Source organism: Aneurinibacillus soli, from assembly GCF_002355375.1.
GTDB classification, from domain to species: Bacteria; Bacillota; Bacilli; order Aneurinibacillales; family Aneurinibacillaceae; genus Aneurinibacillus; species Aneurinibacillus soli.
Genome location: NZ_AP017312.1, coordinates 2821503 through 2835225 on the forward strand (window position 1 = coordinate 2821503; position 13723 = coordinate 2835225).

At 47.2% G+C, this 13723-nt stretch carries 16 protein-coding genes; 5 read left to right on the plus strand and 11 right to left on the minus strand.

Annotated elements, in window-relative coordinates; translation table 11 throughout:
- Window positions 1-22 precede the first annotated feature (22 nt).
- The 5 genes from miaA to CB4_RS14235 all read right to left on the minus strand — a co-directional run bounded on the left by miaA (window position 23) and on the right by CB4_RS14235 (window position 3570).
- Window positions 23-982, minus strand: coding sequence for a tRNA (adenosine(37)-N6)-dimethylallyltransferase MiaA (gene miaA / locus CB4_RS14215; RefSeq protein WP_096466431.1), 960 nt, complete (start codon window positions 980-982; stop codon window positions 23-25).
- Window positions 982-1767 carry a class I SAM-dependent methyltransferase gene (locus tag CB4_RS14220; RefSeq protein WP_096466432.1) on the minus strand — a complete coding sequence of 262 codons (786 nt, stop codon included), beginning with the start codon at window positions 1765-1767 and terminating at the stop codon, window positions 982-984. The genes miaA and CB4_RS14220 overlap by 1 nt, the downstream gene beginning before the upstream one ends.
- Window positions 1768-1844: 77 nt before the next feature.
- A complete protein-coding gene (locus tag CB4_RS14225; RefSeq protein WP_231956017.1) occupies window positions 1845-2933 on the minus strand; it encodes a tetraprenyl-beta-curcumene synthase family protein in 1089 nt (362 codons plus the stop codon).
- 120 nt (window positions 2934-3053) lie between these two features.
- Entirely contained in the window at window positions 3054-3347 is a 294-nt protein-coding gene (locus CB4_RS14230; RefSeq protein ID WP_096466433.1) for a spore coat protein, read from the minus strand.
- 16 nt (window positions 3348-3363) lie between these two features.
- Complete coding sequence (locus CB4_RS14235) at window positions 3364-3570, minus strand: hypothetical protein (RefSeq protein WP_231956018.1); 207 nt, start codon at window positions 3568-3570, stop codon at window positions 3364-3366.
- A 119-nt stretch (window positions 3571-3689) separates the two neighbouring features.
- Between CB4_RS14235 and CB4_RS14240 the strand changes: the two genes are divergently transcribed.
- Both CB4_RS14240 and psiE read left to right on the plus strand, forming a co-directional pair.
- Window positions 3690-4976, plus strand: coding sequence for a TolB-like translocation protein (locus CB4_RS14240; RefSeq protein ID WP_096466435.1), 1287 nt, complete (start codon window positions 3690-3692; stop codon window positions 4974-4976).
- A gap of 99 nt (window positions 4977-5075) precedes the next feature.
- Complete coding sequence (psiE, locus tag CB4_RS14245; RefSeq protein WP_096466436.1) at window positions 5076-5492, plus strand: phosphate-starvation-inducible protein PsiE; 417 nt, start codon at window positions 5076-5078, stop codon at window positions 5490-5492.
- Window positions 5493-5554: 62 nt separating this feature from the next.
- On the opposite strand, the gene CB4_RS14250 is transcribed toward psiE, so the two are convergent.
- Both CB4_RS14250 and CB4_RS14255 read right to left on the minus strand, forming a co-directional pair.
- The gene (locus tag CB4_RS14250) at window positions 5555-6508 is read right to left on the minus strand and encodes a carbohydrate kinase family protein (RefSeq protein ID WP_096466437.1); all 954 of its coding nucleotides are present in this window, start codon (window positions 6506-6508) and stop codon (window positions 5555-5557) included.
- Between the two features lie 53 nt (window positions 6509-6561).
- Window positions 6562-7371: a metal-dependent hydrolase gene (locus CB4_RS14255; protein ID WP_157737988.1), complete on the minus strand. Its 810-nt coding sequence runs from the start codon at window positions 7369-7371 to the stop codon at window positions 6562-6564.
- 109 nt (window positions 7372-7480) lie between these two features.
- Here CB4_RS14255 and CB4_RS14260 point away from each other — a divergent pair, with 109 nt between their 5' ends.
- A complete protein-coding gene (locus CB4_RS14260) occupies window positions 7481-8209 on the plus strand; it encodes a polysaccharide deacetylase family protein (protein ID WP_096466439.1) in 729 nt (242 codons plus the stop codon).
- A 76-nt stretch (window positions 8210-8285) separates the two neighbouring features.
- On the opposite strand, the gene CB4_RS14265 is transcribed toward CB4_RS14260, so the two are convergent.
- Together CB4_RS14265 and CB4_RS14270 are read right to left on the minus strand one after the other, a co-directional pair.
- The gene (locus CB4_RS14265; protein WP_096466440.1) at window positions 8286-8807 is read right to left on the minus strand and encodes a hypothetical protein; all 522 of its coding nucleotides are present in this window, start codon (window positions 8805-8807) and stop codon (window positions 8286-8288) included.
- A gap of 140 nt (window positions 8808-8947) precedes the next feature.
- Complete coding sequence (locus CB4_RS14270) at window positions 8948-10918, minus strand: methyl-accepting chemotaxis protein (protein WP_096466441.1); 1971 nt, start codon at window positions 10916-10918, stop codon at window positions 8948-8950.
- Between the two features lie 349 nt (window positions 10919-11267).
- Between CB4_RS14270 and CB4_RS14275 the strand changes: the two genes are divergently transcribed.
- A complete protein-coding gene (locus CB4_RS14275) occupies window positions 11268-12098 on the plus strand; it encodes a YitT family protein (protein ID WP_373681348.1) in 831 nt (276 codons plus the stop codon).
- 133 nt (window positions 12099-12231) lie between these two features.
- Window positions 12232-12492, plus strand: a complete 261-nt coding sequence (locus tag CB4_RS21070) for a hypothetical protein (protein WP_146226586.1) — start codon at window positions 12232-12234, stop codon at window positions 12490-12492.
- A 99-nt stretch (window positions 12493-12591) separates the two neighbouring features.
- Here the strand turns inward: CB4_RS21070 and CB4_RS14285 are convergent, their stop codons facing one another.
- Window positions 12592-12957, minus strand: coding sequence for a disulfide oxidoreductase (locus CB4_RS14285; protein ID WP_197703146.1), 366 nt, complete (start codon window positions 12955-12957; stop codon window positions 12592-12594).
- Window positions 12958-13007: 50 nt separating this feature from the next.
- Entirely contained in the window at window positions 13008-13721 is a 714-nt protein-coding gene (locus tag CB4_RS14290) for a DsbA family protein (RefSeq protein ID WP_096466445.1), read from the minus strand.
- Window positions 13722-13723: the final 2 nt, after the last annotated feature.

The following is a 13723-nucleotide window of genomic DNA, read 5'->3' on the forward strand; positions in this document are numbered from 1 at the left end:
ATTTTATCTTTAAGATTAAGGTTTATATATTCGGCGCTTGTCCGAACTTTCCTTCCGTCAGCTTATAAATTGCTTCATAAGTCCCCGCAAGGTCTGTACCCGGTGTAAGATCAAACCAGACGATATCTTTCATCGCCCGAAACCATGTAAGCTGACGCTTGGCAAAATTGCGCGTCCGCTTCTTCACAAGTTCAATTGCCGCCTCACGTGTCGTATGTCCGTGAAGATACGCGATAATCTCCTTGTAACCAAGCGCCTGCATAGAGCGCAGGGACGCATCGTAGCCCTGCTCAAGCAGTCTAGCCACTTCCTCTATTAGCCCCTGCTCTATCATCATATCAACCCGCAGGTTAATACGCTCATAGAGAAGGGCTCGATCCATTGTTAGACCGATCATAAGGAGCTCATACGGCGACTGCTCGCTGCGCTCCTGGTGTTCCGCCATCGTCCGCCCGGTCAGATGATAAATCTCAAGCGCACGGATCAAGCGTTTCACATCATTCGGATGCAACCTGGCAGCTGTTACCGGATCAATCTCCGCAAGCCGCATATGAAGCGCCTCCTGCCCATGAACGCGGGCAAACTGTTCAAGCTCGGCGCGGTACTTATCATCTTGCCCTGCCTGCGAGAATTGGTAATCATACAATACTGACTGCACGTACAATCCTGTGCCACCTACGAGCATCGGTAGCTTCCCATGCCCGTTCAACTGTGTAATTAATCCAGTTGTCCGCCGCTGGAAATCAGCGACCGTGAACTCTTCATCAGGATTGCAAATATCGATCATATGATGCAGCACACACGCCCGTTCTTCTTCCGTCGCCTTGGCGGTCCCAATATCCATACCACGGTAAAACTGCATGGAGTCTCCAGAGATAATCTCTCCGCCATGTCTGATCGCAAGCTCTAAACTGAGCGCCGTCTTGCCAACGGATGTCGGACCGACAATCGCAAGTACACGCTGCTTGCTGTCTGTTGTCATCACGCATCACCTCCTGTATCGATGATGCCATATGTAAACGTGCGTTCCACCGCCTTCGGAATACGCATAAATCCAAGCCGCGCAAAATCCGGACTCCGGCTATGGTTTTTCATCACAACGCGGCGACGCGCCACTCGCACAGCTTCCGCCACCGCTTCCTCGATAAGCGGTGCATGATCCGCGAACGGTCGAAGTGGCGAAATGCTCTCCGATGCCTCAATGGGTACAAAAAACATCGGATCAAAATACACAATATCAAAACTATTATTTTCACATTGCGCAAGAAAAGTCAAATGCTGCTCATTCCGCACTTCAATCCGGCGCATCGCCTCATCTAATTCCTGAATTCCGCTTTCGTATCGGGTCAGTCCATCTGCCATCACACGGGCCAAAATACTGCTCGATTCCAGGCCCACCACACGTCCGGAAGCTCCCGCCGCATATGAGGCGACAATCGCATCACCTGCCAGACCAAGCGTACAATCAAGCACAGCATCTCCCGGCATAAGAGCAAACGCCTGAACCATGGCATCAGTATCGCCGCTAAGCAAGCGTTTTATACGAAGCATTGCCATTCCGGGATGAAAGAACAGCGGGCGTGCTTCCCCTTCACGGTGCGCTTTGAATCCTGCTTCTGTGATCACAAGCACATCCGGACTATGTGCATACAGGCGGGAGAGCGGCTGCTTGCGGCGTTCCACGAATGGCACACCCCATTCCCGTGCCAGTTCCTGCGCCTGTGCGATTACTGCCGCACCCGCTTCATGCGGTGTTGTTACAATCATGCGTTAATCACTCGTTCCTTTTACCAGTTTTGCATCGTATTCATCATACCGCATTTTACCTGGTGAGGAAACCTGTATTACTTGCCGACCGGCGGGGCCTGTAATATAGCTTTGCCACCTCGATAGCCTCGTCCGTTCAGGAAGAAGAATTTCGTGGGAAGTGAGCCCGAACGGATCATCCAATGGGCAATCCGACGTACCATAGGCTGGCGACCCACTTTGCCGTCTGATAAATATAAACCAAGAAGCCCATCGATAATCATGCGATGAAACTTCGCATCCGGCAGCACCTCGACATGCTGCTGCGCCTGCTCTACGATGTAATGCAGGCGGCGGTAAATGTGCTGTTCATTCCCATAATACGAGATGAAATTCAGATCCCCACCGAGCTGATCCTCTTCTAAGTCAATCAAATAATCAAGCAAAATGTGCAACGCGCATACCCACGGAAAATACGCTTCGCGAATAGCCCCGGCATGTGCAGCCGTAAGAGCATGAGAAGACGCCACCTGAAACAAGTGAAACACCCCGAGTGTTGATCCAGTAGCCGCCGCGAATTCCTGCCATTCGAGAAGCGGTGCAAGATGACGCATCTCCTGCCACCAGACGAACAGGTGTGACTCCCGCTGTTCAGGCGTCACATGTTTATGTATTTGTAAATCACAGTATAAAGATGCCAGTTCGATCACATGATGCCGCACGAGCGCATACTGTGGAAGCTGTGCAATTTCGGTCTGGCATGCCGCGACTAGATCACGCAGATAACCACCGTCGTCTTTTTCTACGTTATAAGCATAATAATAGTCCACATCTCTCGAATGCTGCCCGCTTACTGCATCGAGCATCGCCTGATGAAGCCGGGTGAAATTATCCGCCTCAGCTGATGTGGAACGATCGCACAAGTTATCAAGGTAATCACTGATCGTCTGATACGCCACGATCAGCCGGATCAGCTGCGGGGCATGCTCTTTTTCGGCTGATGCATACACACAACCACCTTCACAGTGGAATGTTTTATTTTTGATGCTATCAAGCGCCTGCTTTCGTAATTCCGGATCTGGAATTTGCGCGGCCCGTGCGCGCCATCGGCTGATCTCCGCTTTTACGGCTGGAAAGATATGACGATACAGGCGGTACATCAGACGTACCGGTCCTTTGGGGTACATGAAATCACCGCCTTTTGGTAAGAATCTTTATTTTTCATTTTACCCATCTGCGCACTTATTTTATCACCCTGCGTCATAAAAACGCAAAAAATGACGGCTTGTGGCCGCCATTATGCTTGCTTATGCTCGACTTCCCGGATTTAAGTTATTCTGCATCGCATGCTGAACCGCATTGATCTGTTCCGCTGTCGCCTGAGCTACTTGATACAACCCATACTGCTGCATCGCTGTAAATAGTTGTTGCTGATTCGTACAGGCTGTCTCAAAGCTACGTGTATAAATGCGGCGCAACTCTTCATGACTGGTCTCCATAAGCGCACTGCTACTACTGTGAATGCGTGCCTTTTCCAGTTCGAGACACAACTGCATCATTTCCCGATCTGTCAGGCCATGCCCTTCTATATTGTTCGGCATCGTATTCCCTCCTCACTTATTGCATATGTTTGGAACGATTAAAATACTGTGATAGCTCGCCCACCCGCAACTGATGCTGCTCTGCCATCTGTTCAAGCTGGGTGCGCATCGCATGATCCTCACAGGCACACGCACACCAATTCATCGTTTTGGCTGTCAGTTGTTCAGCGCGGATCTCATCTTCAATCATCATTAATTCACGTACAGTCAGTTGATTCATCATATCCACCTCCACGTGTCTTATAATGAACGGATTTGCTGACTCTATACACACAAAATTCGCATACAATTCTCCACAATTCCTTACACTATGTACATGATTATACAAATGGGGGACTGGCTATGTTTTTTCGCACACTTCTTCTTCTCTGTCTGCTGACTGTATCAGCTCCTGCAGGTAGCTATGCAGCTTCTACCTCTGTATCCGCCGCGTTTATTCGCGATGGATTTGTCTGGACGAAACAGGGTACAACCGAAGTGAAAATTTCACAGGGCAAGCCGTGCACAACGCCGCGCTGGTCACCGGACGGACGATGGGTGGCATACCTGCAAGGAACATCCAAGCAGCAACTATACGTCTATGATACAAAAACAAGACGGACGCATACCGTATACAGCGGGGCGGCCAGTCAGATTGCCTGGGCTCCTGATCAAAATACACTTGCCTTCCAGATCGGTGGCGTGCTAAATGTGTCAGACATATCCCCTGATGGTCCGACTCCATTTCGCAATGTGGCACTCGCCGTCGACAACTACAGCTGGCAGCCGGACGGCAGTGGTTTTCTCGTGTCTTCTTCCGCCTGTCTGACCCCGGCTGGCTGGACGAATCCAAAGCTGTACACCGTCCCAATTGACGCCAAGCTCGATCCGAAAAAAGTGCAGCTTCTCTATACGCTACCGAATGAAATCAGCAAGGACGGAGCAACCATTCAAGCGATCGGCACCAGTTCATTCAAATGGTCGCCAGATCACAGCTGGATCGCATTCATCGTCTCGCCTACTGCTTCGTTGTCTATGGACAGCGATATGCTCTGCATCGTATCGGCGGATGGTCGGACATTCCGTGTCATCGGAGAAATGCTGAACAGCGAATCGTGGTTCGCCTGGGCCCCTTCCGAGAATCGTCTGGGCTATATCGCAGGCGGTGGACGCTATGCGTTTGAAAACAAGAAGCTGCGCCTTTCATCCCCGACCGCTGTCCCGTCTGCGCCGCTGACCCCAAACGGCTACGTAGACCGTGATCTGGAATGGATATCCAACACGTATCTCGTTGTTTCACGTGCAAAAGAAAGCAAACCGTTCTCGAATATAATTACCGTCCCCTCCTCCCGTCTGTATGGCCTTACCATTCCAAGCGGAGTCGCACGCGCACTTACCGAAACACCGCCGAATAACGCCAGTGATATTGCACCTGTATACTTGCCACACAGCAACCAGCTCGCCTGGCAACGGGTGCAGGGCACACAGGCGAATGTATGGCTCGCCCGCCCGGACGGGAGCGCCTCACACGTCTGGATCAATCGGATTGATGCTCCCTCTTCGTATTATGGACGCAGCCGAAACGACGATGTTCTTAGCCTGTACGAGCGAACCGAGCAGGCAGAGCAGAGCACGTTTCTACTACCCTGATATTAAAAATCTGTAAAAAAATGATGAATCCAATCCTCCGATCGAAAAGACCGTAGTATAATGATGGTGCAAAACTACCTTATTCTTCCGGAGGATGTTATGAATTTGTCCATAAAAAGGACGATCCGATCCATCACCATTTCAACATTGTTGCAGGGCATGCTAAATGTCGCTCTTCTGGTGCTCGCCGCCGTACTGTGCATCCTGCTAGTAAAAGAAACCCGACTACTCCTTCTTTCACTTGCGCATGCTCCGGCCGTTCATGAAGTGCTAGAACACGTTCTTATTTTCTTTCTCTATTTTGAATTCATCGCTATGATATCTAAATATTTCCAGGAAAATTACCACTTTCCCCTGCGCTACTTTCTGTACATTGGAATTACCGCGATGATCCGACTTATCATCGTCAATCATGACAACCCAATGCATACTCTACTGTACGCCTTTGTCGTTCTTGTACTAATTATCGCGTACTTCATCATTAATTCAACACCACTTCGCCGTGACCGACACTAAAAAAGGAACTGTCTCAATGGCCATCATTGACCTTTGAGACAGTTCCTCCCTAATTCGCACACTTACTTTACAAACAATTGCTGGAACACCTCGTCCGCCTGCATTTTCACAGACAGCGTCTGGCAATTATTCTCCGGCGATTCGATCGTCCAGGCTGCCACCTTTGTGCCGCACACGACTGCTTCCGCAAGTGTTAGGCCGCGTACAAGCCCCATAACCGTACCGGAGAAAAATGCATCACCCGCTCCACTGGAATCCACCATTTTGACCGGGAATACCGACTGGTAGCCCGCTTCTTTCGTGCGACTATCATAAAATACAGATCCGTTCTCACCCAATGTGACAACAAACTGGCGCAGGCCGTGTTTCTCAGCAAACGCCGCCAGTGCTGCCTGCTGGTCCGCACGTCCAAGATGGGTAAAGTCTATACCGAGCAGTTGATCTGCTTCAAAGTTATTACAGATAAACCCTTCCATCCCGTCGAGCAGGTCCGGATGCTTCTGAACAATATCCAGATTGCCCGGAATTCCATATACTGGGATATTATGACAACGAGCTACGGTTAGCGTCTCGCGAGCGATCGCTTCCGTCAGATCGATTTCAAGCACAATATGGGTCGACTCGGATACGAGAGCATCCCCGTGCCGTTTCACTGCCGCTTCCAATGCGCCAAGGTTCGGCATCTGTGAGATCGAACCAGCCAGATCACCGTTCTCATTAAGAATGGCCAGCCACATGCCCATGCCTTCCTTCTCGCATGCCTGCACATACTTCGTCTCTACATTCACCCGCGCCAGGCGTGCCAGCACTTCATCCCCGAGACCCGTCCGATCTACCGACGATACAAAGCCGGTCGGCACTTCCAGATTCGCCAGATTCTCCGCAACATTGCGCCCCACACCGCCGTGTACGAACTGAATACTGCCGAGATTCCTGCCATCTGGCTGGTACGCTTGTGCTGCAAAGCCTTTACAATCAATAAAAGTAGTCCCGATTACCGAAACAAATGGTTGCATTTCTGTTGTCCCCTTTATCCGCTGCTGATTTCGTTCTGTCGACCTTAACTATATTAAGATTTCGTTAAGATTTCAAGCGGAAGATGAGGACCCGAAAACCAGAGGAGTACAGTGGCCACTCCAAAAACAATGACAATCAGATGCTCACGTGCCCGATCTTTTTTCGTACGAATCAATGGTAGACGCACAGTGGGTGGAAATGGATGCAAATACCGAATACCCGAAACCGTTAGTGTATCCGCCAACAAGTGCGAGGCATACCCCGTGATCCCCGCCATAAACAGGCCCTCCATCCGAAGCGATGCTTCTGCTTCATACCAGATCGCCCCCCATACGGCAAGCGCCCACAGCGTGTGAGAATATGTACGGTGTGGAAAATGCGGCACGATTGCAATAAATAAACCAAGCCAGATAAGCCAACGCTCGCTCTCCTGCATTCCCTGCGTCAGCCCGGATAATGTAAACATATGTTCACCAAGACGCCAATACAAGCTGCATACAGCAAGTAACACGCCCATTAAAGATAACATCCAACGACGAGCCGATTGGTCCTTTAACACAAATCCGACCCCAAGACAGAGCAAGCCGACAAGCGCAGTCCCAAACTGCTCATTGCGTGTATGAGGAAAGTAGCTAAGCAAGATGAGTATCACACCTGCGTAGCCAAACAGGCGGCGTATCCATGTAAGCGGACGCTCTGTAAGTCGTCGCATTAACAGGCCGTCCACATCGAGATCGGGCACAAGTGCTGATACCGCAGCCAGTGTAGTCAGCACAACTCCTTCCGGAAGCGGTGCCTGCGCACCCCGGGCAACGAGCAAGCCACTCATGACCCCAAGTGCAAGATGGCTTCGTCCCATCATACGCATCCCCCCTTTTTTTCTCTGCCATTATAACAGATTCACTCATGAGATACGGGTAAGATACACACACTAGTCATATCATTACGTTTCGGAAAGGAGACCGACTGCCATGAACATCCGTGTCATCAGCCTGCTTGTACTGTCTTTCATCCTATTCGCAGGGAACGGATCTGCTGCTTATGCTGGAAAGCAAACCCGCGCGTACTGGGAGGCAACCGGTGATATTATATGGGACGTGTCCACAACAAAAAAACAAATCGCACTTACGTTTGATGATGGCCCACATCCCCTTTATACGAAACAAATTCTGGCCGCTCTTGAAAAACATCATGCACACGCCACTTTTTTTGTCGTCGGACAGCGGGTAGAACTCCATCCCGCTCTCGTTCAGCAGATGAAAAAACAAGGACACGAGATTGCGAATCACACGTATAGCCACCCGTCTCCGTCTAGAATCAAAGGGACGGAATTAGAAGATGAAATCCGCCGTACTGATACGATTATTGAACAAACGATCGGCCAAAAACCACTCTTGTTCCGACCACCCGGCGGACAGTATAGCGAGAAAGTTGTGAAGGCTGCTAAAGCGGCAGGTGGGCATCGCGTCATCATGTGGTCCTGGACGCAGGATACAAAAGATTGGGCCAACCCAAAAGCAAAAAAAATCGCCGATCATGTGTGCCGAAATGCCCGCCCCGGCAATATTGTGCTCATGCACGATTTCGGGCGTGATCGTACCCAGACCGTGCAGGCAGTCGAGACGATTCTTGAGCGACTCGAAAAAGAAGGGTTTCAGTTCGTCACCGTCTCCCAGCTTTTATCCGAACGTGGCAAATAGCATGTCTTTCTTTTCTTATACAAAGAAAAAGCTCCTGTTTCGTGAAAACAGAAGCTTTTCCCTATACTACCATTATTCATCTGTTGTTTTTGAGGTTTTTCAGCTCACTTTCCGCTTTTTTTGTAAGTTCTTTCCCTTCGATCGCCTTCGCTCCACTCGATTGCGTAAGACCTTCTATCTGAAGATCGATTCCCTTCTTATATGTCATAAGCGTAGTTTCATACGCTTGTTTAATCAATTGGAGATCTTTTCGGGCCGGGTGAGATTCATTGTGAATCGTATTCCACAAATAGAGCATCTCTCGGCCAGCTGTCTTCATATGCTCTAGTGCCTCCTCTGCCTCATCTTGATGCTCCATTTCGGCAAGCATCAGATTATATTCGACTACAATTCTTTCAGCCCGCGCAAGCGACTGCTTAAAGGCAGTAAGAAATGCTCGATCATTCTTATTTACCTCATCTGCTGACACAGCAGCCTGAGCGGTCTCCGTCTTTGTTAGCACAGTTTGTCCAACACCAGAAGGCTCGTTCTGGCATCCAGCTGTTATGAATGCAGCAAACAGAAGAACAGTAACCATACATAGGCTGATTTTTTTCACGATTTGTTCGCACCTTTCAACAGCAGTTTTGGACCCTCTATACAAAATATGCGTATGGAGTATGAATATCACCATGCAAATACAAAAAAGCGTGAAATTCCTGAATCAACCAGGTTTTCACGCTTTTTTTTGCTGCTGCACTATACGTTAAACTTGCGTACAATCCGCTCTAATTCTTCTGCCATGTTTGTCAGAGAGGCTGCGGTGGCGGATACTTCCTGCATAGATGCCAGTTGCTCTTCGGTACTGGCGGATACTTCTGTAATACTTGCCGACGTCTTCTCTACCGTCCGTGTTACAGAACGGATGGAGGTCACAACTTGTTCGGTATGGGTGGTAATCTCTTGAACAGAAGCTGCTACCTGTTGAATTTCCTGCGTTACGTGATCAACCGCTTCATATATTTGCGCAAAGGAACTTCCCGCACTTCCCACAACGTTAAGCCCCTTCTCTACTTCCCCTCTGCTAACATCCATCGAATGCAACGCAATGTCCATTTTGCTCTTAATATCGCGGATTAAATCGGTAACTTTTTCTGCTGAGCTAGACGATTGCTCGGCCAGCTTTCGAACCTCATCTGCAACGACAGCAAACCCCCGTCCATCTTCCCCTGCTCTTGCAGCCTCAATCGCTGCATTCAAAGCTAACAGGTTTGTCTGACTGGATATATCCGTAATCAGCTTGGCGAAGTTACCAACTTCCTCAACGCTTGTATGCAAATGCTTTATAATATCGGATAACTCTTGAACCGAATGATTAATCAAACCCATCTGCTGTACAGTTACACGAATTGTTTCCTTTCCTTCTTGCGCTACATCCGATGTTTGTACCATCGCCGATGACGTACCTTGTGTGTGTTTAGCGATCTCCTGCAGCGCTTGCAGCATACCCGCAATGATGCGAGACACTTTCTCTACATTTTTCGTTTCTTCTTCTGAGCTACCTGCAATATCTAACACAGTTGTAGAAATATGCTCGGTAGCCCGCGTTGTTTCCTGGGAACCGACCATCAGCTCTTCCGATGATGCAGCTAGATGATCCACCTTTTCCTTCACCTCGTGGAGAACTGCCTGCAACACTTTTCTCATCTCGTCAAAATGCTCGCCTAATTGTCCAATCTCATCTTTCGAATGGATGAAAATCTCTTCCGTTACATCCCCTTTGCTAATTTTATCTGCAGCATTACGCAACTGTGTAAGCGGCCGCGTAATGGAACGAATAACCACATACATTACCATGGCACCTATGAGTAAAGACACGAAAATCGTAAGAATCGTCGTCCAAAAAATACCCTGGACTCCCTCTTGTACCTCAGCCATTTGCATCGTTCCGGCGATTTTCCAGCCTGTACGTTTGTTTGTGACAAAAAATAGTTTTCTTGCTTCCCCTTGATCCGAATATGTAATCTCACCTGACTCTTTTTCGAAAAGCCCGCTTGCAATCGATTCGGCTATGTTTTCGCCACTTTTTAGTGCAGGATGTACCACAACTTTTTTCGTACGATCTACAACAAATGCGTAACCATGCTCACCAATTCTCTTGTGCTTCACGGTATTACTCAAATCCGTAAGATTCACATCAACCCCAATGACTCCACTTCCATCTTGCAACGTTTTGGTTATGCCAACCACCACAGTATTGCTTATCTTGTCAAGATACGGCTCAGAAATGACAACTTCCCCTTTGGACGCAATCGCATTTTGATACCAGTCTCTCTTTCGAGGATCATAGTCCGGAGCAAGTTTGTCAGCTCCGTCCGCAATTAAAAACCCCGTCACAGTACCAACATATGCGGAGGTAATTTCAGGGTGTACGCTTTGAAAACGATGGATAACATCCATTATAATCGGGCTTGTTCGGCCGGTATACATACGAGCATCAATAGAGCGAGAAAGATCATCTACATTTTTCATTTGCCCTTCAATCTCTTCCGTAATTAGTTCATTAAGAGATTGCACATTTTCCATCGAAGACATCATCATGTCCGCTTCGATACGATTTTTCGCAGCATGGTACGAAAATGTTCCGATAATCAAACTAGGAATTAATAATAGTAAAATAAATGCAACCTGTAATTTTCTGCCTACGCTTGTTGTCATCCAATTAAACATACATGTCACCTTCCAAAATATTGTGTTTAACCTAAATTAAAGGAGCAATTTTCATGCCAAAAAACAAACCAAAAAAACCAGTAAAAAAGGCCTATTACTGGCTTTTACGAAAAAACAATTCAAAAATGAATATTTACTCATGCAAATCTGAATTGAATACATCTATTTTATCCATGCTTACACGATGATAACTTTATAAATCAGATCAAAATAGTGAATCTTTCCGGGTGTTCAAAACGTACAAGTATAGTAGTGCCATCATGATACGGATCACACTAAAGGGGGAAATGAACGATTGGATTATGCACAAGAATTACCTAGAACACACAAAAAGACTTCCAAAGTCAAAATTGCCAAAAGAATCATCGGGATTCTTTTAGGCTCCATTCTGTTTTCGATTGGACTAGAGATCTTCCTCGTCCCTAACCAAATCATTGATGGAGGCATCGTCGGGATCTCCATTATCATTTCTCACCTTACCGGTCTTAGTCTGGGATGGTTTCTGTTCTTTCTTAACCTGCCCTTTCTCTTTCTCGGCTACAAACAGATCGGTAAGACGTTTGCTATTTCTACCTTATTGGGTGTCGCCATTATGTCTGTGAGTACCGCCTTACTGCATCCGATCCCCAAACTAACAGGTGATCCTCTTCTATCTGCCGTATTTGGCGGGATCATTCTCGGTATAGGTGTCGGAATGGTCATTCGCAATGGCGGATCATTAGATGGAACCGAGATTGTCGCGATTGTATTTAACAAAAGAATTCCGTTTTCTGTCGGTGAAACGGTCATGATTTTTAACATTTTTATTTTAGGTAGTGCAGGATTTATCTTTGGCTGGGACCATGCCATGTATTCCCTTATCGCGTACTATATTGCTTTTAAAATGATTGATATTACCATCCAGGGACTTGATGAATCCCGCTCTGTATGGATCATTAGTGAGAAACATCGCGAGATCGGTGACTCATTGCTCGCACGTCTCGGTCGTGGCGTGACATACTTAAACGGCGAGGGGGCCTATACAGGGGACGATAAAAAGGTAATTTTTTGCGTGATTACCCGACTTGAAGAAGCAAAATTGCGCTCTATCATTGAAGATATTGATGAAGGAGCCTTCCTCGCTATCGGTTCTGTCAGTGATGTGAAAGGCGGTAATTTTAAAAAGAAAGATGTTCATTAAATCACTAAACGAACAATGCTACTGGACGTATGCAAGGCTCCTGCGGATATTTGGGCGCTTATCTTGCTCACACTTCTACACTACCGACATATTTTAACTCAAGAAAAGAGTAAAATATTTAGGAGGTATACACATGAGTACAGATAGACAACAACAACAACAACCATGGCAATCCGGACAAACAGGGCAACCATGGATGACAGGACAACAATGGCATCACGGGCAGCAATGGTATCCGGGGCAGCCGTGGCATCACGGGCATCATTGTGCTCCATATCCATGGTATCCAGGGCAGCCGTGGCATCAATGGCATCATTTTTGTCATCCACATCACGGGTATCCAGGGCATCCATGGATGACAGGACAGCCAGGGTATCCAGGGCGTGAGGAATAGTAGTGGTATCTAAAGCAGCCCTCTTATGACTGCGATTTTATAAAAACAATAAGCCTACCCGCTCTCTTTCTTCTTAGGGAGAGAGCGGGCAGGCTTTTATCACAGAGCCTTTTTTTCTCCTACTGACAATAGAACAGTAATACACCCAAAAGCAACTAGCGCTAAAAATGGAATCGTTATAAACCCCAACCAATTTATATACTGACCGCTACACGGAATACCTGTTGTGCATGGAAGAATATCCTGCATACCGGGTATTTTTTGTTCCAGATAATGAAACAAAGAAAGAACCATCCCAATACTGCTTAGCACTCTAGCATATGGAACGATATGGTCGTCACCCCGATAAGCGGCCATTCCTAACAAAATGACCAGTGGATACATACAAATACGCTGAAACCAGCATAATTTACAAGGTTCAAACCCCATAATTTCACTAAAATATAAGCTTCCCATCAGCGCCATAACGGAAATGATCCACGCAAAATACAGATTATACGTTCTTATAATTTTACTCACTTTTTGCTCTCGCCCTGACTCTTCAAAATTTCTGCTTTTATCGCCGCATAGTCGAATGTAGCATCGTCGGAAAGTTTTTTTCCATTAATGTAAACAGTCGGCGTGCTATGGATTCCGATTTTCGTCACAATCGCTTTATCGTTTTTGACATCTTCGGCAAACGTATTATTCTCTATATCTTTTTTCAATTGCTGATAATTCACATGCAGATTGGACTTTTGCGCAAGTTGAACAAGAAAATCAGCAGTCGCCCAGTTTGTTCCCTCATCTCGCTGCTCGGCATAAACAACTTTGTAAAATCTCCAGAACTCCGCTGGATTTTGCTTATAAATTGCTTCGCCCGCCATCGCCGCTGTCGTGGAATCGGCTTTAGGGCTAATCACCGGATAATTAATAAAATGCAGTTGAACCACGCCGCTATCAATAAAGTCTTTTTGTAACCTTGGCATAATGGATTCGGCAAATTGTTTACAGGCTGGACATTTAAAATCCGCAAATTCAACCATATTCACCGGCGCACTGGCTGATCCAATAGTCGGTTGTTTTTTATACTGAAACTCTGCTTCGTCAACCGTTGCACTTACTCGGGACTTGTAAAACGCATTCATACTAACGAAAGCAACAACAACCACAAGAACAAATGCCAGGGTCCACAATACCATTTTTTCCATTTTTCGTCTGTTTTTATTTTCTGCGTCTTTATTCCCCATGC

Coding starts and splice junctions, on each gene's coding strand:
- miaA (WP_096466431.1), bottom strand. CDS start 982: ATGACAACAGACAGCAAGCAGCGTGTACTTGCGATTGTCGGTCCGACA.
- CB4_RS14220 (WP_096466432.1), bottom strand. CDS start 1,767: ATGATTGTAACAACACCGCATGAAGCGGGTGCGGCAGTAATCGCACAG.
- CB4_RS14225 (WP_231956017.1), bottom strand. CDS start 2,933: ATGTACCCCAAAGGACCGGTACGTCTGATGTACCGCCTGTATCGTCAT.
- CB4_RS14230 (WP_096466433.1), bottom strand. CDS start 3,347: ATGCCGAACAATATAGAAGGGCATGGCCTGACAGATCGGGAAATGATG.
- CB4_RS14235 (WP_231956018.1), bottom strand. CDS start 3,570: ATGATGAATCAACTGACTGTACGTGAATTAATGATGATTGAAGATGAG.
- CB4_RS14240 (WP_096466435.1), top strand. CDS start 3,690: ATGTTTTTTCGCACACTTCTTCTTCTCTGTCTGCTGACTGTATCAGCT.
- psiE (WP_096466436.1), top strand. CDS start 5,076: ATGAATTTGTCCATAAAAAGGACGATCCGATCCATCACCATTTCAACA.
- CB4_RS14250 (WP_096466437.1), bottom strand. CDS start 6,508: ATGCAACCATTTGTTTCGGTAATCGGGACTACTTTTATTGATTGTAAA.
- CB4_RS14255 (WP_157737988.1), bottom strand. CDS start 7,371: ATGATGGGACGAAGCCATCTTGCACTTGGGGTCATGAGTGGCTTGCTC.
- CB4_RS14260 (WP_096466439.1), top strand. CDS start 7,481: ATGAACATCCGTGTCATCAGCCTGCTTGTACTGTCTTTCATCCTATTC.
- CB4_RS14270 (WP_096466441.1), bottom strand. CDS start 10,918: ATGTTTAATTGGATGACAACAAGCGTAGGCAGAAAATTACAGGTTGCA.
- CB4_RS21070 (WP_146226586.1), top strand. CDS start 12,232: ATGAGTACAGATAGACAACAACAACAACAACCATGGCAATCCGGACAA.
- CB4_RS14285 (WP_197703146.1), bottom strand. CDS start 12,957: ATGGCGCTGATGGGAAGCTTATATTTTAGTGAAATTATGGGGTTTGAA.
- CB4_RS14290 (WP_096466445.1), bottom strand. CDS start 13,721: ATGGGGAATAAAGACGCAGAAAATAAAAACAGACGAAAAATGGAAAAA.